18 protein-coding genes are annotated in these 23215 nt (G+C 51.0%); 13 read left to right on the plus strand and 5 right to left on the minus strand.

What is annotated here, in order from left to right; all coding sequences use genetic code 11:
- The first annotated feature begins 707 nt into the window (after window positions 1–707).
- The 7 genes from ACGG9R_RS00860 to ACGG9R_RS00890 all read left to right on the plus strand — a co-directional run bounded on the left by ACGG9R_RS00860 (window position 708) and on the right by ACGG9R_RS00890 (window position 7852).
- Window positions 708–1997 (plus strand): SLC13 family permease, encoded by a 1290-nt coding sequence (locus ACGG9R_RS00860; protein WP_390150361.1) that lies wholly within the window; start codon window positions 708–710, stop codon window positions 1995–1997.
- A gap of 125 nt (window positions 1998–2122) precedes the next feature.
- Window positions 2123–2251 carry an OadG family protein gene (locus ACGG9R_RS00865; protein WP_022106526.1) on the plus strand — a complete coding sequence of 43 codons (129 nt, stop codon included), beginning with the start codon at window positions 2123–2125 and terminating at the stop codon, window positions 2249–2251.
- Window positions 2252–2387: 136 nt separating this feature from the next.
- Window positions 2388–3512, plus strand: coding sequence for a sodium ion-translocating decarboxylase subunit beta (locus ACGG9R_RS00870; protein ID WP_390150364.1), 1125 nt, complete (start codon window positions 2388–2390; stop codon window positions 3510–3512).
- 212 nt (window positions 3513–3724) lie between these two features.
- Window positions 3725–4006, plus strand: coding sequence for a hypothetical protein (locus ACGG9R_RS00875; protein WP_390150367.1), 282 nt, complete (start codon window positions 3725–3727; stop codon window positions 4004–4006).
- 1100 nt (window positions 4007–5106) lie between these two features.
- Window positions 5107–6399, plus strand: a complete 1293-nt coding sequence (locus tag ACGG9R_RS00880) for an SLC13 family permease (RefSeq protein WP_390150369.1) — start codon at window positions 5107–5109, stop codon at window positions 6397–6399.
- 150 nt (window positions 6400–6549) lie between these two features.
- Window positions 6550–6678: an OadG family protein gene (locus ACGG9R_RS00885; protein ID WP_390150370.1), complete on the plus strand. Its 129-nt coding sequence runs from the start codon at window positions 6550–6552 to the stop codon at window positions 6676–6678.
- Window positions 6679–6727: 49 nt separating this feature from the next.
- On the plus strand, window positions 6728–7852 hold the full coding sequence (locus ACGG9R_RS00890) for a sodium ion-translocating decarboxylase subunit beta (RefSeq protein WP_390150372.1): 1125 nt from the start codon (window positions 6728–6730) through the stop codon (window positions 7850–7852).
- A 792-nt stretch (window positions 7853–8644) separates the two neighbouring features.
- Here the strand turns inward: ACGG9R_RS00890 and ACGG9R_RS00895 are convergent.
- Entirely contained in the window at window positions 8645–8929 is a 285-nt protein-coding gene (locus tag ACGG9R_RS00895; RefSeq protein ID WP_390150375.1) for a GIY-YIG nuclease family protein, read from the minus strand.
- A 1478-nt stretch (window positions 8930–10407) separates the two neighbouring features.
- Here ACGG9R_RS00895 and ACGG9R_RS00900 point away from each other — a divergent pair.
- From ACGG9R_RS00900 to ACGG9R_RS00910, 3 genes are all read left to right on the plus strand, one after another.
- The gene (locus ACGG9R_RS00900; RefSeq protein WP_390150378.1) at window positions 10408–11679 is read left to right on the plus strand and encodes an S-layer homology domain-containing protein; all 1272 of its coding nucleotides are present in this window, start codon (window positions 10408–10410) and stop codon (window positions 11677–11679) included.
- 125 nt (window positions 11680–11804) lie between these two features.
- Window positions 11805–13028, plus strand: a complete 1224-nt coding sequence (locus ACGG9R_RS00905; protein WP_390150381.1) for an ATP-binding protein — start codon at window positions 11805–11807, stop codon at window positions 13026–13028.
- A gap of 365 nt (window positions 13029–13393) precedes the next feature.
- Window positions 13394–14611 carry an S-layer homology domain-containing protein gene (locus ACGG9R_RS00910; protein ID WP_390150384.1) on the plus strand — a complete coding sequence of 406 codons (1218 nt, stop codon included), beginning with the start codon at window positions 13394–13396 and terminating at the stop codon, window positions 14609–14611.
- Between the two features lie 58 nt (window positions 14612–14669).
- Here ACGG9R_RS00910 and ACGG9R_RS00915 read toward each other — a convergent pair whose 3' ends face one another.
- The gene (locus ACGG9R_RS00915) at window positions 14670–15878 is read right to left on the minus strand and encodes an ATP-binding protein (protein ID WP_390150387.1); all 1209 of its coding nucleotides are present in this window, start codon (window positions 15876–15878) and stop codon (window positions 14670–14672) included.
- Window positions 15879–16784: 906 nt separating this feature from the next.
- On the opposite strand from ACGG9R_RS00915, the gene ACGG9R_RS00920 reads away from it, so the two are divergent.
- On the plus strand, window positions 16785–18266 hold the full coding sequence (locus ACGG9R_RS00920) for an aldehyde dehydrogenase family protein (RefSeq protein ID WP_390150389.1): 1482 nt from the start codon (window positions 16785–16787) through the stop codon (window positions 18264–18266).
- Between the two features lie 477 nt (window positions 18267–18743).
- On the opposite strand, the gene ACGG9R_RS00925 is transcribed toward ACGG9R_RS00920, so the two are convergent.
- The 3 genes from ACGG9R_RS00925 to ACGG9R_RS00935 all read right to left on the minus strand — a co-directional run bounded on the left by ACGG9R_RS00925 (window position 18744) and on the right by ACGG9R_RS00935 (window position 20060).
- Complete coding sequence (locus tag ACGG9R_RS00925; protein ID WP_022106499.1) at window positions 18744–19022, minus strand: DUF4160 domain-containing protein; 279 nt, start codon at window positions 19020–19022, stop codon at window positions 18744–18746.
- The gene (locus tag ACGG9R_RS00930) at window positions 19015–19284 is read right to left on the minus strand and encodes a hypothetical protein (RefSeq protein ID WP_390150393.1); all 270 of its coding nucleotides are present in this window, start codon (window positions 19282–19284) and stop codon (window positions 19015–19017) included. The genes ACGG9R_RS00925 and ACGG9R_RS00930 overlap by 8 nt, the downstream gene beginning before the upstream one ends.
- A gap of 83 nt (window positions 19285–19367) precedes the next feature.
- Complete coding sequence (locus tag ACGG9R_RS00935; RefSeq protein WP_390150396.1) at window positions 19368–20060, minus strand: hypothetical protein; 693 nt, start codon at window positions 20058–20060, stop codon at window positions 19368–19370.
- A 298-nt stretch (window positions 20061–20358) separates the two neighbouring features.
- On the opposite strand from ACGG9R_RS00935, the gene ACGG9R_RS00940 reads away from it, so the two are divergent.
- Together ACGG9R_RS00940 and ACGG9R_RS00945 are read left to right on the plus strand one after the other, a co-directional pair.
- Window positions 20359–22107 carry a 2-oxoacid:acceptor oxidoreductase subunit alpha gene (locus ACGG9R_RS00940; RefSeq protein ID WP_390150399.1) on the plus strand — a complete coding sequence of 583 codons (1749 nt, stop codon included), beginning with the start codon at window positions 20359–20361 and terminating at the stop codon, window positions 22105–22107.
- Between the two features lies 1 nt (window position 22108).
- The gene (locus tag ACGG9R_RS00945) at window positions 22109–22975 is read left to right on the plus strand and encodes a 2-oxoacid:ferredoxin oxidoreductase subunit beta (protein ID WP_022106503.1); all 867 of its coding nucleotides are present in this window, start codon (window positions 22109–22111) and stop codon (window positions 22973–22975) included.
- The last annotated feature ends 240 nt before the right edge of the window (window positions 22976–23215 follow it).

A 23215-nucleotide genomic window follows, 5' to 3' on the forward strand; every position in this document is an offset into this window, starting at 1 on the left:
GGGTAATGACGATATGGGGGATGGGGTTGTCCCATGCAGCGCAAGAAGAATTTCTCGCTCACCTTGAAATGATGTTCTCGCGAACACCCAGTGGCTAGTGCCCGGTCACTACTCTCCATTCCACCATTTATACCCTGTTATAAAAACCTTTTATTTCGTGTTTTTAGCACCGGCGCGGCAGATATTTCCTGCTGCTGCCGTTCTATGGAAGTGCAAATCGCGTAAAAGGGTCGAGCAGCACCTTGAAACTACATAGGTAGCGATGAAATCGAATGCGCGGAAGTATTAAAGAACGAATTATTGCTTTTCATTTGCGCCTCTTGATGCATAGATAGCGATATAAAAAGTGCCAAATAAGCGATAAATTCAGCAAATAAATTTAGAACAACTATGAGAATTCATGCTGCATTCGAATTTTACCCCTCTTGCAAAACGACGAGAAATAAGTAAAATAATCATAGATGCCTATGGAAGTACCGAAAAGGAAACCATGGATATGAGCCCTTTCCCCTGGGGCTGAGCGAAAGGAGGATAGCCGGTTGGCCAAGGGATTGATCTCCGGAAAACGTTTCGGGATTCATTGATTTCAGCCATTATATATCTTTACACATAGGATTCTGAAGTCTTCCGGAAAGCTTTTCTCTGCCGTTTCAGATGCATCTGATGAAAGGGCGGGAGAAGCCATCCAATAAGGAAGGTGAACCATTATGGATCCAGCCATTATCACACTGTGTGTCCTGGCTGTGGCAGCGTTTCTCTTCGTTACCGAACTGATTCCACTGGCTGTCACCGCTATGGCTGCATGTACTGTATTGGGGATTCTGGGCGTACTCCCGTCGAAACAGGTTTACGCAGGTCTCTCCAATTCCACCGTCGTTCTCTTCGGCGGTATGTTCGTCATCGGCGCTGCTATGTTTAAGACCGGTCTTGCCGAAGCGATCGGTATTGCCGTCGTAAAAAAAGCAGGCACCAATGAACTGCCATTGATGGCAGCCATCATGATCGTTACCTGCGTACTGTCCTCTGTTTCCTCGAACACCGGTACAGTAGCCTGCCTGATGCCGGTCATCATCGGTATCTGCCAGGCAGCGAAGATCCCGGCTTCCAAACAGCTGATGCCACTGGCTATCGCTGCTAACGTCGGCGGTACCATCACCATGATCGGTACTCCGCCAAACGTCATCGTTACCGGCGCTCTCTCTGCTGCAGGACTTCCGACCTTCGGATTCTTTGAATTCGCATTCATCGGCGTTCCGCTCTCTATTATCATCGTTCTCTACACCCTCTTCGTAGGTCGTCGTTTCCTCCCTGACCACTCTGCTGGTGAGATGGATGAAGAAGCCGTCAAAGCTGCGAAAGAAGAAGCTGGTGCTTCTGATGACAATGCTCCGAAGAGCAAGACCAAGATGTGGATCTCCGGTCTCATCCTGATCGGCGTCGTTGTCTGCATGGCTCTGGACCTCAAGACCGTTCCGCTGCACACCGCAGCAGTCACCGGCGCTATCCTCTGCGTCATCACCGGCTGCCTGAAAGAAAAAGAAGCGTATGCCGGTATCGACTGGGTAACGATCTTCCTCTTCGCCGGGATGCTTTCTGTCGCTACCGCTATGGAAAAGACCGGCGCTGGTAAGCTGATCGCTGACACCGTCGTAGGCATGATGGGCACGAGCCCGAACCCATATGTTCTGACCGCAGTCCTCTTCCTCATCTCCAATGTTCTTACCCAGTTCATGTCGAATACCGCATCCGCAGCACTGCTTGCACCGATCGGTATCTCCATCGCGCAGAACATCGGATGTGATCCGAAACCGGTACTGATGGCTCTTGGTATTGCAGCCTCCATGGCATTCGCAACTCCAATGGCTACTCCGCCAAATACCCTCGTACTTGGCCCTGGCGGATTTACTTTCAATGATTACGTCAAAGTCGGCGTTCCGATGTGCGTCATTTCCTGGATCGCCTGCGTCATCATTATCCCGATCTTCTGGCCATTCTGATGATCAAACAGCAATGAAATAAGAGGCGGCGGGGCCTGCACTTACGTAGTGCTTGCAGACCCGCCTTCCTCCTTTCATTGATCCTTTTTATTCCGTTTTTTTAACAAGGAAAGGTGGATTCATTCATGGATACTCCAGGCCCGCTTTCCATTTGTATTACCAACATGGTCATTGTATTCGCTGTGCTGATTTTCCTGGCTTTCGTCATTCAGTTGATTCACATCGTGGATCCGACCAAAGGCAAGAAGAAATAAGAATAGCACGTTTACCGAAGAGTCATTGGAGGAAATGACAATTTCCCACGGTTCAGGATCCCAACTAGAGACTGAAACAGGGGTCTCACCTTTGACTCCGACCCATTACAATGATTACACCTAGGAGGCTATACACATGGACGGCTTTATGAGAGCACTTGTTTCTGTATGGACAGACTCCGGCTTTGCCGCACTGACATGGCAGAACATGGTCATGATTCTGGTAGGGCTTATCCTGCTCTACCTCGCTATTGCAAAAGAGTACGAACCTCTTCTGCTGCTGCCGATCGCTTTTGGCGATATTATGGCAAACTTCCCGAATACCGGGTTCGAAGACGAAATGGGCGTTATGATGGCTATCGGCTTCGGTATCAAATACGAAATCTTCCCGCCGCTGATCTTCATGGGCGTAGGCGCTATGACTGACTTTGGTCCGCTTATCGCGAACCCTAAGACCGTACTTCTGGGCGCAGCTGCTCAGATCGGCGTATTCGTAGCCCTCGCAGGCGCTATGATGCTCGGCTTCAACGTACAGGAAGCAGCATCCATCGGCATCATCGGTGGTGCTGACGGCCCGACCGCTATTTACCTGACTTCCAAACTGGCTCCACATCTGCTGGGCGCCATCGCTGTAGCAGCTTACTCCTACATGTCCCTGGTACCGCTGATCCAGCCACCGATCATGAAACTCTGCACCACCAAAGAACAGCGTTCCATCAAGATGACCAACCTTCGTCCTGTTACCCACTTCGAAAAGGTTGCATTCCCGATCGTCGTTGCTATCGTTGTATCCCTGCTCCTGCCGCCAGTTGCAGCTCTGATGGGCTGCCTCTGCCTTGGCAACCTGTTTGAAGTTTCCGGCGTTACCGCTCGTCTGTCCGATACCGCTCAGAACTCCCTCTGCAACATCGTCACCATCTTCCTGGCAACCGGCACAGGTCTTACCATGACCGGCGACAAATTCCTCCGTATCCAGACCATCGAGATCATCTGCCTGGGCCTGATCGCATTCGCAGCAGGCACCGCAGGCGGCGTCCTCTTTGGCCAGATCATGAGAATTGCATCCGGCAACAAGGTCAACCCGCTGATCGGCTCCGCAGGCGTATCTGCAGTCCCGATGGCAGCGCGTGTATCTCAGGTCGTAGGCCTGAAAGACAACCCGTCCAACTACCTGCTGATGCAGGCAATGGGCCCGAACGTAGCAGGCGTTATTGGTACTGCAGTAGCAGCAGGCACCATGCTCGCGCAGTTTGGCAAATAAGTTTTTCTGACACAAAAAAGCTCCAGCTTTGGCTGGGGCTTTTTTGTGCGTGGTAGGGGGATATCCCACGTATCGTCATCGAAAGCGAAGGATCCTTTTTGTTGGCGGCAAGAGGGCGAGTGTTTGGCAGCGAGAAACGGGAAACACCGTATTACAGGAAAGGTGGGGGCGGTGTTTCCCGTAAACGGCTTAGCGAAGGAGGAGGGAAAAAGGTGACGAAAAAGATTTCTCGCTGCGCTCGAAATGACAGTGTAGGGAATGGATATCCGCTGTATCATACAAAGAGTGTGTGGGAAATGCGTTCTTCCCGTATCGTCATCCCGAGCGAAGCCGAGGGATCTTTTTCGTTGGCGGTAAGAGGGAGCGCGTCCGACAGCGAGAAACGGGAAACACCGTATCGCGGAAAGACGGTGGGCGGTGCTTCCTATAAAAGGCTTAGCGAAGGAGGAGGCAAAGGGGGTGACGAAAAAGATTTCTCGCTGCGCTCGAAATGACGACTGGGGGGGAGTGTAGACGAACAAAAGTGAAATAATAGGAGAGTGTCTTTCAACCCACCCGCACCCTGAAGTTTAAAAGCAGGGATGAGTGGTTAGGGATCAGGAGCTTTGAGTGGCTGGTGATTACATGCTACCTTCAGGCATCGCCCTATTTCGTCATCCTGAGCGGCGAGAAACGTCGTATGTGAGATAACGAATGCCAGAACAGCTGCGACCTGAGTCGAAGGATCTCGGCGAAGCCGCCACCTTCATTCCTCATTCCTAATTCCTAATTTTCTTGAACCCTGAACCCTGAACCCTGAACCCTGAACCTTGAACCCTGAACCCGTTTAACCCTCAATGCCATCTATCCATTTATTTCCATAGCACACCATGCATTTCTAATAATTATTTATTTTTCCAATTTGGAATATTAGAGATACATGCATCTAAGAAGACATGGAGGAAATAACAGGCGTAAATGCATAGCATTATGTGATTTAATAAATAGCAGGCTATGTAAATTTAGGGATAGCATAAATAGCTATGTAAATGCAAAACAGAAGTGGAAATGGGACGATGGTACGCACCATTTCAATCCATAGATGGCTATGAAAATATCAGATAGTATACGATACAATTCGATAGGATCGGGATAAAACGCATTTCTATGCCAAACGATATGCATAATTTTGCTGTGAATAAATAAAAAATAAAGAAAAGAATGAAATAAAAATTCATAAGTAACAAATACCATGGATTTGCAATTAGATAATAGGCTATGGAGTTTGAAAAAATAGGGGGCTATGGATACAATAGCCATAGGTGCTCATGAAGTGCAAAACAATCAGAGCTGAGAGTGGCGCTCTTCATGAATGCGAGTCCGTCCCTGGGACTGTCACAAAGGAGGATAGCTGGTTGATCAAGGGATTGTCCGTTTTCCGGAACGCATTTCGGGATTCATCGGAATTTATTCTTTTATAGAATACTGCAATTATTTTTCTTCTTGACAATTTCATATGAGTCCTAATAAGAACTTCCGGAGACTTTCTTCAGATGATCGAACCGCACCGTATTGATCCCCTACTGAAGAATCATCAAAAGGAAGGTGAACCTTTATGGATCCAGCCATTACCACACTGTGTGTCCTGGCCGTAGCAGCATTTCTCTTCGTTACCGAACTGATTCCGCTGGCTGTTACCGCTATGGCAGCATGTACTGCACTGGGGATTCTGGGCGTACTCCCGTCAAAACAGGTTTACGCAGGTCTCTCCAATTCCACCGTCGTACTTTTCGGCGGTATGTTCGTTATCGGCGCCGCTATGTTTAAGACTGGCCTCGCTGAAGCTATCGGTGTAGCTGTAGTTAAGAAAGCCGGCACCAACGAGATCCCGCTGATGGCAGCTATCATGATCGTTACGATCGTCCTGTCCTCTGTTTCTTCGAACACCGGTACAGTAGCCTGCCTGATGCCAGTCATCATTGGTATCTGCCAGGCAGCAAAGATCCCTGCTTCTAAGGAACTGATGCCTCTTGCTATCGCAGCTAACGTCGGCGGTACCATCACCATGATCGGTACTCCGCCAAACGTCATCGTTACCGGCGCTCTGGCAGCTGCAGGACTTCCGACCTTCGGATTCTTCGAATTCGCATTCATCGGTATCCCGCTGTCTATCATCATTCTTGTCTATACCCTCTTTGTTGGCCGTCATTTCATTCCGGATAAATCCTCCGGCGCGATGGACGAAGAAGCCATCAAAGCAGCAAAAGAAGAAGCTGGTGCTTCCGGCGATGATGCTCCGAAGAGCAAGACCAAGATGTGGATCTCCGGTCTCATCCTGATCGGCGTCGTTGTCTGCATGGCTCTCAACCTGAAGACTGTTCCGCTGCACACCGCAGCAGTCACCGGCGCTATCCTCTGCGTTATCACCGGCTGCCTGAAGGAAAAAGAAGCTTACGCTGGTATCGACTGGGTAACGATTTTCCTCTTCGCTGGTATGCTTTCTGTAGCAACTGCTATGGATAAGACCGGCGCAGGCAAGATGATCGCTGACTTCGTCGTCGGCCTCATGGGCGAAAACCCGAACCCATATGTCCTGACCGCTGTACTCTTCCTGATCTCGAACGTACTCACTCAGTTCATGTCTAACACTGCATCTGCAGCACTTTTGGCTCCTATTGGTATTTCCATTGCTCAGTCCATCGGATGCGATCCGAAACCGGTACTGATGGCTCTTGGTATTGCAGCCTCCATGGCATTCGCAACTCCAATGGCTACTCCGCCAAATACCCTCGTACTTGGCCCTGGCAACTTCTCCTTCAATGACTACGTAAAAGTCGGTGTACCGATGTGCGTCATTTCCTGGATCGCTTGCGTCATCATTATCCCGATCTTCTGGCCATTCCATTGATCCCAGAACGGGTGCTGTGACAAGCACTTTTCAGGTACCTCTAAGGCTCCTTCCGGGGAAACCCGGAAGGGTGGCCTTTCATTTCACACTAGGCTGCGGTTCTCCGCAACGGCACCTCAGGTGCTAAAAATAGAAAGGTGGATTTAACTCATGGATACTCCAGGCCCGCTTTCCATTTGCCTTACTAACATGGTTATCGTATTCGCAGTTCTGATCTTCTTGGCTTTCGTCATCCAGCTGATTCACATCGTGGATCCGACCAAAGGCAAGAAGAAATAAGATCTTATTACTATAAACGAATACAGAACTCATCTTAGGAGGAAATAACATGGACGGCTTTATGAGAGCTCTCGTTTCTGTATGGACAGACTCCGGCTTTGCCGCACTGACATGGCAGAACATTGTCATGATTCTGGTAGGACTTATCCTCCTCTATCTGGCTATCGCAAAGCAGTACGAACCACTGCTTCTGCTTCCTATCGCATTCGGCGATATTATGGCTAACTTCCCGAACACCGGGTTCGAAGACGAAATGGGCGTTATGATGGCTATCGGCTTCGGTATCAAATACGAAATCTTCCCGCCGCTGATCTTCATGGGCGTAGGCGCTATGACTGACTTTGGTCCGCTTATCGCGAACCCTAAGACCGTACTTCTGGGCGCAGCTGCTCAGATCGGCGTATTCGTAGCCCTCGCAGGCGCTATGATGCTCGGCTTCAACGTACAGGAAGCAGCATCCATCGGCATCATCGGTGGTGCTGACGGCCCGACCGCTATTTACCTGACTTCCAAACTGGCTCCACATCTGCTGGGCGCCATCGCTGTAGCAGCTTACTCCTACATGTCCCTGGTACCGCTGATCCAGCCACCGATCATGAAACTCTGCACCACCAAAGAACAGCGTTCCATCAAGATGACCAACCTTCGTCCTGTTACCCACTTCGAAAAGGTTGCATTCCCGATCGTCGTTGCTATCGTTGTATCCCTGCTCCTGCCGCCAGTTGCAGCTCTGATGGGCTGCCTCTGCCTTGGCAACCTGTTTGAAGTTTCCGGCGTTACCGCTCGTCTGTCCGATACCGCTCAGAACTCCCTCTGCAACATCGTCACCATCTTCCTGGCAACCGGCACAGGTCTTACCATGACCGGCGACAAATTCCTCCGTATCCAGACCATCGAGATCATCTGCCTGGGCCTGATCGCATTCGCAGCAGGCACCGCAGGCGGCGTCCTCTTTGGCCAGATCATGAGAATTGCATCCGGCAACAAGGTCAACCCGCTGATCGGCTCCGCAGGCGTATCTGCAGTCCCGATGGCAGCGCGTGTATCTCAGGTCGTAGGCCTGAAAGACAACCCGTCCAACTACCTGCTGATGCAGGCTATGGGTCCGAACGTAGCAGGCGTTATTGGTACTGCAGTAGCAGCAGGCACCATGCTCGCACAGTTTGGCAAATAAGTCTTTCTGACACAAAAAAGCTCCAGCTTTGGCTGGGGCTTTTTTCTTTTGCGTCATAGGGGGATATCCCACGCATCGTATAAAGGATGTGCTGAGAAAGCGCTATTCCCGTATCGTCATCCCGAGCGAAGTCGAGGGATCTTTCTTGCACACCGGTATAGCGCCGTATGTGTGATAGCGGAAAAGGGGAAACGTTTTGCGAAAGGAGCAAGAAAGAGCAGAGTGGAAGGAAGATTTCTCGCTGCGCCCCTCATGACGGTATGGGGGAATGGGTTTATTTCATGTAGCGTACAACGAATATGTTTGGAAAGCGCTATTCCTGTATCGTCATCCCGAGCGAAGTCGAGGGATCTTTCTGGCACACTGGTATAGCGCCGTATGTGTGATAGCGGAAAAGGGGAAACCTTTTGCGAAAGGAAGCAAGAAAGAGCAGAGTGGAAGGAAGATTTCTCGCTGCGCCCCTCATGACGGTATGGGGGAATGGGTTTATTTCATGTAGCGTACAACGAATATGTTTGGAAAGCGCTATTCCTGTATCGTCATCCCGAGCGAAGTCGAGGGATCTTTCTTGCAGGAGGGGATAATGTCGTATGTGTGAAAGCAGAAAACGGGAATCCATCTGCGAAGGAAGCAAGAAAGCGCGGAAAAGGGGAAACGTTTTGCGAAAGGAGCAAGAAAGAGCAGAGTGCAAGGAAGATTTCTCGCTGCGCTCGAAATGACAGTATGGGGGGCGAAAAGTCCAAGAAACGTAGGATGGCGGCAAGCGGTTTTATCTGTTTCTTCATACCGCGCTTAAGAAAGCCAATCCTCCGATAAATCCAACCAATAAGGATTTGCTTTGCTGATGAGTTCATTTTTCTTCTTACGTCCCCACTTTTTGAGCTGCTTTTCTCTCGCGATGGCAGTACGTATATCCGAATAAGGCTCAGCATACATCAATTCATGAACGTGGTATGTTTTAGTAAAGCCGTCTACCAATTCATGCTTATGCTCATAAAGGCGCCTGGGAAGATTGCTTGTTACGCCGATGTATAAAACGGTATGTGTGGTATTCGTCAAGATATAAACGTAGTTCATGTGTTTGTCCTCCTGATTGTTAGGAAAACACTGATTAAATTGTTGAAAATACATGTGAAATCAAATTCCGCGATTGAATCAGCGTTTCCCTCATCTTATTATAGGCGTGAGGGAAAAGATAAACCAGTAAAAAGGGGATGGTATTCCTAGGACTCAGGGGAAGAACATGTTGGGTGAGTGTTTTCCCAACAATGTCATCGAAAGCGAAGTCGAGGGATCTTTCTGGCACACCGGTATAGCGTCCTATGTGCGACAGCGGAAAAGGGGAAACCTTTTGCGAAAGGAGCAAGAAAGAGCAGAGTGCAAGGAAGATTTCTCGCTGCGCTCGAAATGACGGTGGGGGGGAATGGGTTTATTTCACGTAGCGTACAACGAATATGTTTGGAAAGCGCTATTCCTGTATCGTCATCCCGACCGAAGTGGAGGGATCTTTCTTGCATACTGGTATAGCGTCCCATGTGAGATAGCGGAAAAGGGGAAACCCTTTCTGTGAAAGGAGCAAGAAATGACGGAGTGCAAGGAAGATTTCTCGACTGCGCTGGAAATGACGGTATGGGGGAATGGGTTTATTTCACGTAGCGTACAACGGATATGTTTGGAAAGCGCTATTCCTGTATCGTCATCCTGAGCGAAGTCGAGGGATCTTTCTGGCACACTGGTATAACGCCATATGTGAGACAGCGGAAAAGGGGAAACCCTTTCTGCGAAAGGAGCAAGAAACGACGGAGTGCAAGGAAGATTTCTCGCTACGCTCGAAATGACGGTATGGGGGAATGGGTTTATTTCACGTAGCGTACAACGGATATGTTTGGAAAGCGCTATTCCTGTATCGTCATCCCGAGCGAAGCCGAGGGATCTTTTTGGCACACCGGTATAGCGCCGTATGTGTGATAGCGGAAAAAGGGGAAACTTTCCGTGAAAGAAGCAAGAAACGACGGAGTGCAAGGAAGATTTCTCGCTGCGCTCGAAATGACGGTATGGTGTATATCGTCCTATGTGAGACAGCGGAAAAGGGGAAACCTTTTGCGAAAGGAACAAGAAAGAGCGAAGTGCAAGGAAGATTTCTTGACTGCGCCCCTCATGACGGTAGGGAAAGCAGCTGATCCTATGAATTTGAGATTTTAAATGAATAACAGAACATGAAAGAAAGCCACTTGAATATGAGCATAATTATGTGCTATATTAAGACAAGCATAAAAGCCCCTATGCTTCTATACTAATCAAACGATAGCAGAGGAAACACGGTCACTCGCGCGATGAGTTTTGAAAAAGTGTAGGAAAAGGGCGGACTGATTCCGAGAAGGACGAATCAATTGTATTTTTCAAGGACGGGCGGCTTTCTGAAATATATTCAGCAGGCCTAAAGAATAAGGCTCCCGATAAATGAGTCAATTCTGAAAATCTTAATGATAAGATACAACCTGTTCAGAAAAAGACGATCGTCTTCTCCTATGTTTTTTTTTTAGGAGCGATTTATTATGAAAAAGATCCTCGCACTGGCTGCTGTAGCAGCACTCACCGCTGGCGTATCCGCTTACGCTGCAAATCCATTCTCCGATGTCACTGCTGATGACTGGGCTTATCAGGCAGTATCCGACCTGTCCGCTCAGGGCGTCGTAGAAGGCTATCCGGACGGCACCTTCAAGGGCGAAAAGAACATGACCCGTTACGAACTGGCGCAGATCGTTGCTCGCCTCATGGCAAAAGAAGACCAGCTGAATGCAGAACAGCAGGCGACCATTGACAAACTCGCCGGCGAATATGCTGAAGAACTCGAAAACCTCGGCGTTCGCGTATCCAACCTCGAAAAGAAGGTCGGCAACATTTACTGGTCCGGCAACGCTCGTATGCGTTATCAGGATAAAGGCAACAATACGACCAAATATGATGGCCGTATTCGCATCAATGTAAAAGGTCAGGTCAATGATAGCACTGCTGTAAATGGCCGTCTTCTGGCAAATATGAATTTCAAGTCTGGCGCTGTTGATTCTACAAATGGTTCCGTCGTTATGGATCGTCTCTATGTGGATCACAAATTCGGTGATGCGGTAGCTGCTAAACTGGGACGTTACGAAGTGGATGCAGGTGGATATAACACCTGGCTCATCAGCGCTACTTTCCAGGGCGCAGAAGCTGATTTCAACCTCAGCAAAGATGTAGCTCTTGGCGTTGGCTATGGTCGCTTCAGCAGCGATACTACCATTGGCGGCGGTGATGTAAATTATGATGATGCGGAATTCTTCTATGCACAGGCAAAAGCGAACTTGGGCGTTGCTAACCTTGGCGTAGATTACTTCAAAGCTAATGACGGAAAAGATGGTAAAGGACTGATTCCAGTAGGTGACGGAGATCACGATAAGTATGAAGTTATCGGTGCTAATCTGGTCGTACCGGTCGGTGATTTCCGTGTAACGGGAGATTATTATACCAATACAGCTGCGAAAGGTGATCCGCAGGTATGGGCAGCAGGCCTTGGCTATGGCGCTGTCAATGCAAAGAAACCAGGTTCATGGGGCATTGATGTCGCATACTTTGATGTTGAAAAAGGTGTTGCTCCAGATGGATTGGGCGGCTGGCAGTTAGCTAATGCTAAACTGCTTGAAAAAGACGGCAGCTTCTGGTACGCATCTGCTGATGTAGCACTGCAGAAGAACGTCACCCTCCACGGTGAATACGCATTTGCAGCTGATGCGGATAAAGGCGTTGATCCGGATGATCAGTATACCGTTTCCCTCAACTACAAATTCTAATCTTTGGAATTTTAGACAAACGAAAGGAAATCCCTCATGGGATTTCCTTTTTTATTTGCATGGGCTCTAAAATGATGATAATATAAAATAAACTTTATATTATCGCGGAAATGGAGGGACGCAAATTGTATATCAAACGAAATTTGGAGAGAAAATTTCTGAAACTCAATCACTTCTTCAAGGTCATGCTGGTCACGGGAGCGCGGCAGGTGGGGAAGACGACGATGCTGAAGCATCTCGCGGAGGGTACGAATCGCACGTATGTCTCGATGGATGATTTGCTGGCTCGGGATCTAGCCACTCGCGACCCGGCCCTTTTCTTTCAGCGCTACAAGCCGCCGATTCTGATCGATGAGATCCAGAAAGCGCCGGCTCTGCTTACAGAAATCAAGCGGATCTGCGATGAGACGGAGGAGAAGGGGCTTTTCTGGCTGACGGGCTCGCAGCAGTTTCAGATGATGACGCGCGTGCAGGAGACGCTCGCAGGACGAATCGGGATTCTCCATCTTTATGGACTTTCACAGCAGGAGAAGCGGGGAATTTCCTTTACGGAAGAAACGGATTTCTCGATGGATTCGCTCCTTTCACGTCGGGCGGAGGCTGAGGCGCTCACCATCGGGCAGGTCTTTCAGCACATCTGGGAAGGCGGGATGCCCGGCGTGCAGGGCGTGGATGAAGAGACGCGGCAGGCGTACTACAGCTCGTATGTGGAGACGTACCTTTTCCGCGATGCGGCGGAGGCGGGCGGGGTGACGGACTCTTTCAAGTTCGGACGTTTCCTGCAGGCCTCTGCGGCACTTGTGTCGGAACAGGTGAATTACTCTACGCTGGCGCAGGCGGCAGACATTTCCATCCCGACGGCGAAGAGCTGGCTGCACTTGCTGTGCGGTCTGGATGTGCTTTACCTGTTGCCGCCTTTCTATAACAATGCGCTGAAACAGCTGACAAAGACGCCGAAGCTCTACTTCAATGACACGGGGCTGTGCGCGTTCCTCTCCATGTGGCTGACGCCGGAGACGCTCATGATGGGGGCGGCCAGCGGGCATTATTTCGAAAACTACGTAGTGGGCGAGCTGATGAAATCGTATGCTGCGGGACGCAATAAGGCGAATCTGTCCTATTATAGAGATGGCTCCGCAAAGGAAATCGATGTGGTCATCGAAGAGAATGGCGTACTGCATCCGTTGGAAATCAAGAAGTCAGCCAATCCGGATTTGCGAGAAGTGAGGAAATTCGAATTGCTTGACGCGGCAACTTTGCACCGTGGGCGGGGCGGCATCGTCTGCATGGCGGGCGATGTAGTCCCGGTAGATGAAAAGAACGCGCTGATCCCGTCCGCTTTGTTGTGAGGGGCAGTATAGCGATTTAATCAGCGGTTCCCTTGTATTGTCCTCCTGCATTTTCTACGCGCTCTCTGTATAATGCAAATAACTTGATACAGATACTGACTTGAAGAGGAGTCCCTTGGGGACTCCTTCTTTTTTGCCTAAAGGGAAATTAGAATAAAGCTAAATCATAATTTCCCTCTTGCGGAAAGATTTATTTCTATAGTATCCTAAAAGGAACTCATATCCTGCCCGAGATATGTGCGAAGGACGAAAGGAAATGGCAGAGGAAACACGGTCACTCGCGCCGCAGATTTTTGAGTACTCCTTCGGAAAGGGCAATCCTATATATAGGGAAGATTTCCCATTTTTCAAAGGAGCGATTTATTATGAAAAAAATCCTCGCACTGGCTGCTGTAGCAGCACTCACCGCTGGCGTATCCGCTTACGCTGCAAATCCATTCTCCGATGTTACCGCTGATGACTGGGCTTATCAGGCAGTATCCGACCTGTCCGCTCAGGGCGTCGTAGAAGGCTATCCGGACGGCACCTTCAAAGGCGAAAGAAACATGACCCGTTACGAACTGGCTCAGATCGTAGCTCGCCTCATGGCTAAAGAAGACCAGCTGAATGCGCAGCAGCAGGCAACTCTGGACAAACTCGCTGGCGAATACGCTGACGAACTCGCAAACCTCGGCGTTCGCGTTTCCAACCTCGAAAAGAAAGTCGGCAACATCTCCTGGTCCGGCGATGCAAAGATGATGTACACCAACAACGCTAAAAAAGCTGGCGAAGGTAGCGAAGATACCTACAAAGGCCGTATCCGTCTGAACGTCAAGGGTCAGGTCAATGACTCCACCTTCGTCAAAGGCCGTATCGTAACCAACATGTGGTTCAAAGATGCTGGTGATGGCGATGGCAACACCACCATGGATCGTCTCTTCGTCAACCACAGCTTCGGCGACAAGACCTCCGTGGTTCTCGGCCGTCAGGACCTGACCGTATTCAGCGGACTCGAATATGATGATGCATTCGATGGTGCGAAACTCGCATACAACGATGGCAAATTCGATGCTTACGCAGCATTTGGCCAGCTGAACGCAGGCAAGTTTGATACTGAAGATGTTGCTTTCGGCGGCCTCGGCTATGACTTCGGCGCTGCTAAACTGAACGCCGCTTACTTCAACTTCGTTGGTCTTGAAAAGAAAACCTTTGACAGCATCTGGGGCGCAAACCTCGTTGTTCCGGTTGATAACTTCAGCGTATTCGGCGAATACTGGGACTCCAACGCTGACAAGAACGACAGCGCTTATCAGGCTGGTCTCGGCTACAGCACCCTCGACGCTTCCAAACCGGGCACCTTCGCTCTGAACGTCGCTTACAACAAAGTCGGCGCTAACGCTTACCTCGGCGGCACCACCTATGATGCATCTGATTTCTTCGGCGCTATTGCTGCTGACAAAGATCTGAAGTTCTGGAACGTATTCGGCGACGTTACTCTCCAGAAGAACGTTACCCTCCACGGCGAATACGCTTGGGATATCGAAAACTCCAAGGTTGACTGCGATGACAACGCTTGGTCCGTTTCCCTGAACTACGCATTCTAATTCTTGGATACTCCAGTAAAAAAGAAGCTCCTTATGGGGCTTCTTTTTTTATTATCTTTTATTCTTCCCCCGCGAGCCAGCGGAGCGCATTCCGTTTCAGGATGCCTTCATAGTTCGCGGACGGAGTGATGGTATCGAGTGTCAGGAGGAATTTTGGGTATTGATCGGAGAGGGCGCGGAGAGGTTTCAGCTCTCGATCCAACACGGCGGGGTCAAGGGTGGAAAGCGCGACCTGGTAGTAGGAGAGGCCGGTCTCGGACTCACAGACGAAGTCGATTTCCCCACCGGGGAGCTGACCGACGAAGACTTTATTTCCTCGGCGGAGAAGCTCAAGGTAGATGATATTTTCCAGAATGTGCCCTGTGTCGCGGCCGGTGTCATTCATCAGCAGGCGGCGGAAGGCGGGGTCGACGAGGTAGTACTTGGCATTCGTCTTCAGGATATTTTTCCCGCGCACGTCGAAGCGGTCAGCCTGGTAGAGGAGAAGGCTGTCCGTCAGGCTGGTGAGGTAGCGCTCTATGGTTTTGTTGTTTGTTTTTCGGCCCATGCTGGTCAGAGTGTTTGCGATTTTGCTCGGCGAAATTAGACTGCCGATGTTGGCGGCCATGTATTTCATGATGCTTTGGAGGATGGCGGGATTCGCTGTGCGCAGGCGTGTCAGCGTGTCCTTGATGAGGATGGTATTGTAAATGCCCGACAGGTACTCGCTGATGTTCTGCTCTTTGCCACGGAGCGCGAGCGCGAAGGGAAAGGAGCTGTCTTTCGTGTAGGCTTCGTAGGCCGCCTCGAGGGACAGCGGCGTGTCGAGGCCGGAGAAAAATTCTCGGAAGGAAAGGGGGAGCATCTGCATTTCTACATAGCGTCCGGCCAGGAGTGTGGCGAGATCGCCGGAGAGAAAATAGGCATTTGAGCCGGTGATGTAGAGGTCAACGTTGTCTTTGATGAAGAGACTGTCGACGGCTTTTTCAAATTGTGGCACATGCTGTATTTCATCCAGAAAAATGTAGTTTTTCTCACCGGGGCGGAGCCGTTCTAAGATGTAGCGGTAGAGCGCGTGGTATTCCTGCAGGCTTTCGAAGGCGAGGTCTTCGAAGTTGATGGCAATGATGCGCTCTTCGGGGACGCCCGAGGAGGTCAGGTAGTTTTTATATAGGGTAAAAAGCGTGGATTTTCCACTGCGGCGGACGCCGGTGATCACTTTGATCAGGGGCAGGTCTTTATTGCGGATTAGGAAATTCAGGTATTGTGGTCGCTCAATCAGTTTCATCGGTATCACCTCATTTAGGATTATAATCCTAAATGAGGTGATTATCAAATAGTTTTAGGATTCAAATCCTAAAACTCTGCGGAAATAAGAGTTTTAGGATTCAAATCCTAAAACTCTGTCGTGATGAGCCGCCAGCAGTATGTAGCCTAAGGACAAGCATCGCCATATCGATGCTCTTGAATATCGAAAACTTTCGTGCTATAATGCATACATCAGCACCGATAAATTAAGAAAGTGACTATCGAACAGTATGAAAGGTTGTATTTCTTAATGACGCGATGGGAAATAAAGGTATACTGCTTTTGCAGTAGATCGATTTCCCGCTGTATGCATTTCCCCATCCGGGATCACCGCCCAATCGTAAGCATCCCGATGGATATCTATATCGGAAGAGGAGGCTAGGGAATAGGAGTGGCTAGTAGCTCGTGACTAGTGACTTGAATACTACTTTCGGGTATCGCCCCGTATATTCGTGGCGAAGCCGCCACCTGACCCCTGAAGTTTGAAAGCAGAGATGAGTAGCTAGGGATTGGGGATTAGGAGTGACTGGTGGCTGGGATTCTCCGGCATCGTCATCCCGAGCGCAGCCGAGGGATCTTTACTGCACTGCGGGAATCAGCGTATATGCGCCGAGGGAAAACGATGTCCTGGTGCTGTCTTATATGCGACAATGAGTATTCTGCAATAAAGATTTCTCGGCTACGCTCGAAATGACGATGCGCGCGAAGCGCTATCAAAACTCCGCGGTGCTTCTGATTTTTATGCGCCGCACCACCATTTCGCATTTCGCATTTCTCATTTCTCATGCAAGCGAAGCTTTCAAACGGAATCAAAGGGCAGCCGCCCCACGGGCTAACCCTGAACCCTTATTTTCTCTCTTCCATTTCTGAAAGGAAGGTCATTCTTATGGCAGACATCCAGAAACAGTACGGACTTTTTATCAACGGTGATTTTGTACCAGCCGGTGACGGCGCGACATTTGCAGCGCACAATCCGGCGAATGGCGAAGAGCTCGCTCTCTTTGCGGAAGCGACGAAGGAAGATGTAGACAAAGCTGTGAAAGCGGCTCGCGCAGCGCTCCCGGCTTGGTCAAAGACATCCCCTGTCGAAAGACAGAATCTTCTTTTGAAGATCGCAGACATCATTGATGCCAATGCCGATCACCTGGCTCTCATGGAGACGCTCGACAACGGCAAGCCGATCCGCGAGACGAAGGCAGCGGATGTTCCGCTCGGCAGCGACCATTTCCGCTATTTTGCAGGGTGCCTCCGTGCGTGGGAAGGCAGTGCGACGATGATCGATGACAATACCATGTCGCTCATCCTTCATGAACCGGTCGGCGTGGTCGGGCAGGTCATCCCGTGGAATTTCCCCTTCACCATGGCATGCTGGAAGCTCGCTCCGGCGCTTGCGGCGGGCAATACCATCGTCATGAAGCCATCCTCCCACACATCGCTGTCTTTGATGGAATTCATGCGTCTCATTCAGGACGTCCTGCCGAAGGGTGTGGTCAATGTCATCACCGGCAAGGGCTCGAAGTCCGGCCAGTGGCTGCTCGACCATCCGGATCTGGACAAGCTCGCTTTCACCGGCTCCACTGAAGTCGGCCACGGCGTGTATCAGGCGGCCTGCGACAAGCTCATCCCCTGTACGCTCGAGCTCGGCGGGAAATCCGCAAACATCGTCTTTGACGACTGCGACCTTTCCCAGGCCATCGACGGTGCCTGCAAGGGCATCCTCTTCAATCAGGGACAGGTCTGCTGCGCCGGCTCTCGTCTCTTCGTACAGGAAGGCATCTTCGATGAATTTCTAAAACACCTGAAAGCGACCTTCGAAGCGGTCAAGATCGGCGATCCGACGGATCCATCGACCCAGCTCGGCGCGCAGATCTACAAATCCCAGCAGGATAAAGTCCTGAATTACGTCAAGATCGGCATCGAAGAGGGTGCGACCCTCGTGACGGGCGGCAAACGCTATACCGAAAACGGCTGCGACAAGGGTTACTTCATGGAACCAACCATCCTTGTCACTGACAAGCCGGACTGCCGCGTGTGCCAGGAAGAGATCTTCGGACCGGTCGTCGTAGTACAGAAATTCAAGACCACTGACGAAGTCATCGCGCTGGCCAATGACAGCGTGTACGGTCTAGGCGGCGCGGTATTCACTAAGAATATCAATACAGCCATGAAGGTCGCACGCAGTGTCCGCACGGGCCGTATGTGGGTGAATACCTACAACGATCTGCCGGCAGGCGCACCTTTTGGCGGCTACAAGCAGTCCGGCATCGGTCGTGAAACGCACAAGGTCATGCTCGAACACTACAGCCAGATGAAGAATATTTTCATTAACCTGAAAGATGGCGTCAGTGGGATGTATGATATCAAATAAATAGGTCACGCAAAAGCCCGCTCCGTGAGGAGCGGGCTTTTGGCGCTTCCGGGTGGGCCCGTGGGGCGGGGCGTCCCTTGACCCTGAATGACAGCTCGGCACGAATGAGGAATCAGCTTTTCCTTAAGATGAGCGTTGTTACACTTCTTCTATCCCCTTCCCTTGGAAGGGGAACGCCCGAAGGGCAAGGGGTTGGTCGAAGGCGAAAAAGAGCGAAGCCAACCTCCGGCGCTACGCGCCACCTCCTTCCAAAGGAAGGAGGGAGAAGCGGAATGGGCAAGGAGTTGGTCACGCAAAGCATGGGAAGTGCTGATTCAATCGCAGAGTCGATTTTACAAGAGTTTTTATACATAGCTTCGCGTCGCTTTATTATAGAAGGCGATGCCCGAAAGTAGTATTCAAGTCACAAGTCACTCAAGGCTCCTGCTCTCTGCTTTGAAGCTTAGGGGTTCGGGGACAATGGGTACAACGAACCTCTTAGCAGAAGTATGTCACATCATCAATGCAGAAGAATTCTTTCCAACGCCGTGTGATGAAGAAAACTTGGCTTTCGATGACCTCGAGTAGTTTAGCGAGGTCACGAGCGGGAATCTGTCCGTTGTTGTTGGCGAGAATACAGCCGCCTCGCTGCGTAATCCAGACTTTTGTACCGTTGGCAGTTGGCTTGCCTTTGGCGATATGAACGTGAATGGGTTCGCTTCCCTCATTCGCCCAAAAGTAAATTTTATAACCGAGAAGCATGAATAGACTAGGCACTTTCGATCCCTCCGCAAGCCGCATACTTATAAAAGAGGTGCGCGCTTGCGCGCACCATCTCATCGAAGAGCGCCAGTTCTTCCTTGGAAAATCCATGAACATCAGTCCAAGTATAGGAGGGAAGCTCGCAACGGGCGTCGTCGAAACCGTCATCTGTCGGCCGCTCGAAGTGGACAATGACGTGTTCCGTGCCGTCTTTGGAAATCAGCTCCGAGTGGACGATTTCCGTGCCATCATCCAGCGTCATGTAAGGGTACATCATAAGAAAACCTCCTTTGGCTAATGGGGTGGACAGGGGGAGTGGTACTCTCGTATTGCAAGTGCTTTTCAGACACCTGTCACGAGTCACCCTTCGCCCCCTAGTCTTTGAGTACTCATCCTTGCTTTCAAATTTCGGGGTTCGGAGGATAGTGCTTTTCCTGTATCGTCATTGAAAGCGTTGCCGAGAAATCTTTCTTGCACACGGGTTATCACGACGGGTGTCCTCGGCGGTAGGCTCAATATTTCTCGTTTCTCGTCATCAAACATCCAGCGTTTTCCTGCCCGCAAGGGGGATCCCTCGGCTGCGCTCGGGATGACGGTGCGGGGAAGTAGCCTCAGCGTTTCCCTAGTTACTAGCCACTCATCCCTAATCCCTGCTTTCAAATTTCTGGGTTCGGAGGATAGTGCTTTTCCCGTATCGTCATTTCGAGCGAAGTCGAGAAATCTTTCTTGCACACCGGATATCACAACTGGTGTCCTTGGCGGTAGGCTCAATACTTCTCGTTTCTCGTTATCAAACATCCAGCGTTTTCCTGCCCGCAAGGGGGATCCCTCGGCTGCGCTCGGGATGACGGTGCGGGGAAGTAGCTCCAGCGTTTCCTTAGTTACTAGCCACTCATCCCTAATCCCTACTTTCAAATTTCGGGGTTCGGAGAATAGCGCTTTTCCCGTATCGTCATTTCGAGCGAAGTCGAGAAATCTTTCTTGCACACGGGTTATCACAACTGGTGTCCTTGGCGGTAGGCTCAATACTTCTCGTTTCTCGTCATCAAACATCCAGCGTTTTTCTGTCTGCAAGGGGGATCCCTCGGCTGCGCTCGGGATGACGATGCGGGGAAGCAGCTTCAGCGTTTCCCTAATCCCTAGCCACTAGTCCCCCGTCACTATTCTTCCTTTATTCTACCACATTTCCCGACCGTGGTTTGAATGGATTATAAAAATATTCTAATTATTCACTCTTTATATTATGGTATAATGAATTAGTTAATGTGAGTGTGTATTGCGGTCACAAGGAAGGGCGGCTCTCGCGGCCTTCCTTTCCTCAGCATTTTTCCCTATCAAGGAGGAAAACGGATTGGAAACGAAACGTGATTTTATCTGGAAGATGGGCGGCCAGCAGGGACAGGGTGTCGAGTCCTGCGGTGAGATCCTCGGCAAGGTCCTGGCGCAGGAAGGATACTCTCTGTTCAGCCAGCGTCTCTTTGCTTCCCGTATCAAGGGCGGCCACACCACCATTGCGCTGCGTATTGCGACGAAAGAAATCGCGACCATTGGCGAGCATGTAGACTGTCTGGTCGCACTCGATCAGGAAACGATCGATATCCATGGCAAGGAAGTGCCGGAAGGCGGCGTCATCATCGCCGATGATGCGTTTCACCCGAAATTTGAAGCACATACCGGCCGTATGTTCCTTGCGCTCCCGATCACGGAGCTGGCGAAGAAATACGGCAGCATGCAGATGAAGAATATCGCAGCGCTCGGCATGAGTGCCGGCGTGCTGGGATTCCCGGAAGAACCGTTCTACGGCTTCATCGCCGACCGCTTTGCCAAGAAGGGCGATGAAATCATTTCTAAAAACAAGGCGATCTTCAAGGATGGCTATGATACTGCCATCGCTGCGATGCACGGCGTAGAGCTTGGAAAGCTCGCGACCCCGCCGAAGAAGGACCAGCTCTACCTGCTCGGCAATGAAGCAGCAGCGCTTGGCGCGATTTCCGCAGGGGCCCGCTTCATGGCATCCTACCCGATCACGCCGGCGACGGAGATCATGGAATACATGATCAAAGTCATCCATAAGATCCATGGCACTGTCGTACAGACCGAAGATGAGCTCTCTTCCTGCATGATGGCGATGGGCGGCGGCTATGCAGGCGTTCGCGCCTTCACTGCGACCTCCGGCCCAGGGCTCTCCCTGATGGCAGAGTCGATCTCCATGGCAGCGACCGCAGAGATCCCGGTCGTCATCATCGATGTCATGCGTGCCGGCCCGTCCACGGGCATGGCGACCAAGGTGGAACAGAGCGACATCCGCTACGCGATCGGCTCCGGCCATGGCGATGCGGAAAAGATCGTCCTTGCGGCCGCTTCTATCGAAGACTGCTACTACATCACCCAGGAAGCCTTCAACCTTGCTGAAAAGTTCCAGACTCCGGTCATCGTTCTTTCCGACCTGCAGTTCGGCATGTGCAAGCAGTCCGTCCCGGCCTTTGATCTTCACCGCGTCGGGATCGAGCGCGGCAAGCTCATCCGCGAAGGCCTGCCAGAACTTGATACGAAGAAGAAAGAATACTTCCATCGTTTCGAAGATGTGGAAGACGGCATCTCCCCGAGAACCATCCCGGGCGTGAAGAACGGCATGTTCCTCTCCACGGGCCTCGAGCACAATGTCTTCGGCAAACCGGCAGAGGGCGTGGGCGACCGTGTGATGGAGATGGAAAAGCGCCATCGCAAATTTGCCGGCGTAGCGGAAGCGATCACCCCATTCTACGTCAACCATGAAGATACAGAATGCGACCTGCTCCTCGTAGGCATCACCTCCACCGGCGGTGCGATCGATGAAGCCTGCGAAGCACTCGAAGCAGAAGGCAAGAAGGTAAACCACCTGCACCTGCGTCTGCTCTCGCCATTCCCAGTTGAAGCCCTTCGCCCCTACATCGAAGGTGCGAAGAAAGTCCTCATCGTAGAAGAAGACCTGACAGAGCAGCTCCGCGAGCTCTTTGCGATCCATTTCTCCTGCCATGACAAACTGCTGTCCTGCCTGCAGTATGACGGCACTCCGTTCACGGCATCCACCATTCTCAAAAAAGCTAAGGAGGTCTTCTAAGATGGCATCACCGCGCGACTATAAAAATACCATTATTCCGAACTGGTGCCCCGGCTGCGGCGACTACGGCATTCAGAATGCCATCAGCGCCGTCTGTGCGAAAAAAGGCTGGGCGAATGAAGACATCACCCTGATCTCCGGCATCGGCTGCTCGTCCCGTATCGGCGGCTACCAGTACTGCTACGGCGCTCATACCACTCATGGCAGAGCCCTTCCTTTCGCACAGGGCATCAAGTGTGCAAACAAGGACACCCATATGATCGTCTGCTCCGGCGACGGTGACTCCTATGCCATCGGTCTTGGCCATGCCATGCATGCGATGAAGAGAAATATGGACATCACCTACCTCGTCTTTGACAATCAGGTCTACGGCCTCACCAAAGGCCAGACCTCTCCGGCCTCCTCCCAGGGCTTCGTCACCAAGACTACCCCGGACGGCAACCCGATGACCCCGCTCGATGCGCCCTCCATGGCCATCGCGGCCGGCGCCACCTTCGTCGCTCAGGCCTATGCCATCGATGGCAAGAACCTCGTCGACATCATTGAAAAAGCCGTCGATCACAAAGGCTTCTCCTACGTCAATATCTTCACCCCGTGCGTCACCTTCAACCATTTCAATACCGTCGAATGGTACAACACCCACCTGAAGAAGATCTCCGACGTCCGTGAATCCTATGATCCGACCAGCAAAGCCCAGGCCTTCCACCTCCTCGCAGAGACCGACAGCCTCGTCACCGGCGTCATCTACGAAGAGACCGGCGCCCTTCCTTTTGGCGACATCGTACCGTCCAAAGATATCGCGCTCGTTGACTATGTAGAAAAGCCGAGCCAGGAAGTCTTCGACGACCTCTGCAAGGAATTTAGATAAGTATCAGCGATTGACGTTCTCCCATATGGGAGAGTCGTGAAAAGAAATGGGTTCAGGTTGATGGGTTCAAGGTTGTGGTGCGGCGCATAAAAACCAGAAGCGCCGTAGAATTTTGATAGAGTTTAACGCCGTCGTCATCCCGACCGAAGTGGAGGGATCTCTATGGCAGGCAGGGAATCGACGAATTTTTGGTAACGGGAAACGAGAAGTATTTGAGAATGTGGGCAGGGGGCACAAGTC

It is taken from the genome of Dialister sp. i34-0019-2H8 (genome assembly GCF_042846925.1).
Classification (GTDB): Bacteria; Bacillota; Negativicutes; order Veillonellales; family Dialisteraceae; genus Dialister.

What these genes read in the sequence shown, in the direction of transcription:
- ACGG9R_RS00860 (WP_390150361.1), top strand. Translation starts at nt 708, where the DNA reads ATGGATCCAGCCATTATCACACTGTGTGTCCTGGCTGTGGCAGCGTTT.
- ACGG9R_RS00865 (WP_022106526.1), top strand. Translation starts at nt 2,123, where the DNA reads ATGGATACTCCAGGCCCGCTTTCCATTTGTATTACCAACATGGTCATT.
- ACGG9R_RS00870 (WP_390150364.1), top strand. Translation starts at nt 2,388, where the DNA reads ATGGACGGCTTTATGAGAGCACTTGTTTCTGTATGGACAGACTCCGGC.
- ACGG9R_RS00880 (WP_390150369.1), top strand. Translation starts at nt 5,107, where the DNA reads ATGGATCCAGCCATTACCACACTGTGTGTCCTGGCCGTAGCAGCATTT.
- ACGG9R_RS00885 (WP_390150370.1), top strand. Translation starts at nt 6,550, where the DNA reads ATGGATACTCCAGGCCCGCTTTCCATTTGCCTTACTAACATGGTTATC.
- ACGG9R_RS00890 (WP_390150372.1), top strand. Translation starts at nt 6,728, where the DNA reads ATGGACGGCTTTATGAGAGCTCTCGTTTCTGTATGGACAGACTCCGGC.
- ACGG9R_RS00895 (WP_390150375.1), bottom strand. Translation starts at nt 8,929, where the DNA reads ATGAACTACGTTTATATCTTGACGAATACCACACATACCGTTTTATAC.
- ACGG9R_RS00900 (WP_390150378.1), top strand. Translation starts at nt 10,408, where the DNA reads ATGAAAAAGATCCTCGCACTGGCTGCTGTAGCAGCACTCACCGCTGGC.
- ACGG9R_RS00910 (WP_390150384.1), top strand. Translation starts at nt 13,394, where the DNA reads ATGAAAAAAATCCTCGCACTGGCTGCTGTAGCAGCACTCACCGCTGGC.
- ACGG9R_RS00915 (WP_390150387.1), bottom strand. Translation starts at nt 15,878, where the DNA reads ATGAAACTGATTGAGCGACCACAATACCTGAATTTCCTAATCCGCAAT.
- ACGG9R_RS00920 (WP_390150389.1), top strand. Translation starts at nt 16,785, where the DNA reads ATGGCAGACATCCAGAAACAGTACGGACTTTTTATCAACGGTGATTTT.
- ACGG9R_RS00930 (WP_390150393.1), bottom strand. Translation starts at nt 19,284, where the DNA reads ATGATGTACCCTTACATGACGCTGGATGATGGCACGGAAATCGTCCAC.
- ACGG9R_RS00935 (WP_390150396.1), bottom strand. Translation starts at nt 20,060, where the DNA reads ATGTTTGATGACGAGAAACGAGAAGTATTGAGCCTACCGCCAAGGACA.
- ACGG9R_RS00945 (WP_022106503.1), top strand. Translation starts at nt 22,109, where the DNA reads ATGGCATCACCGCGCGACTATAAAAATACCATTATTCCGAACTGGTGC.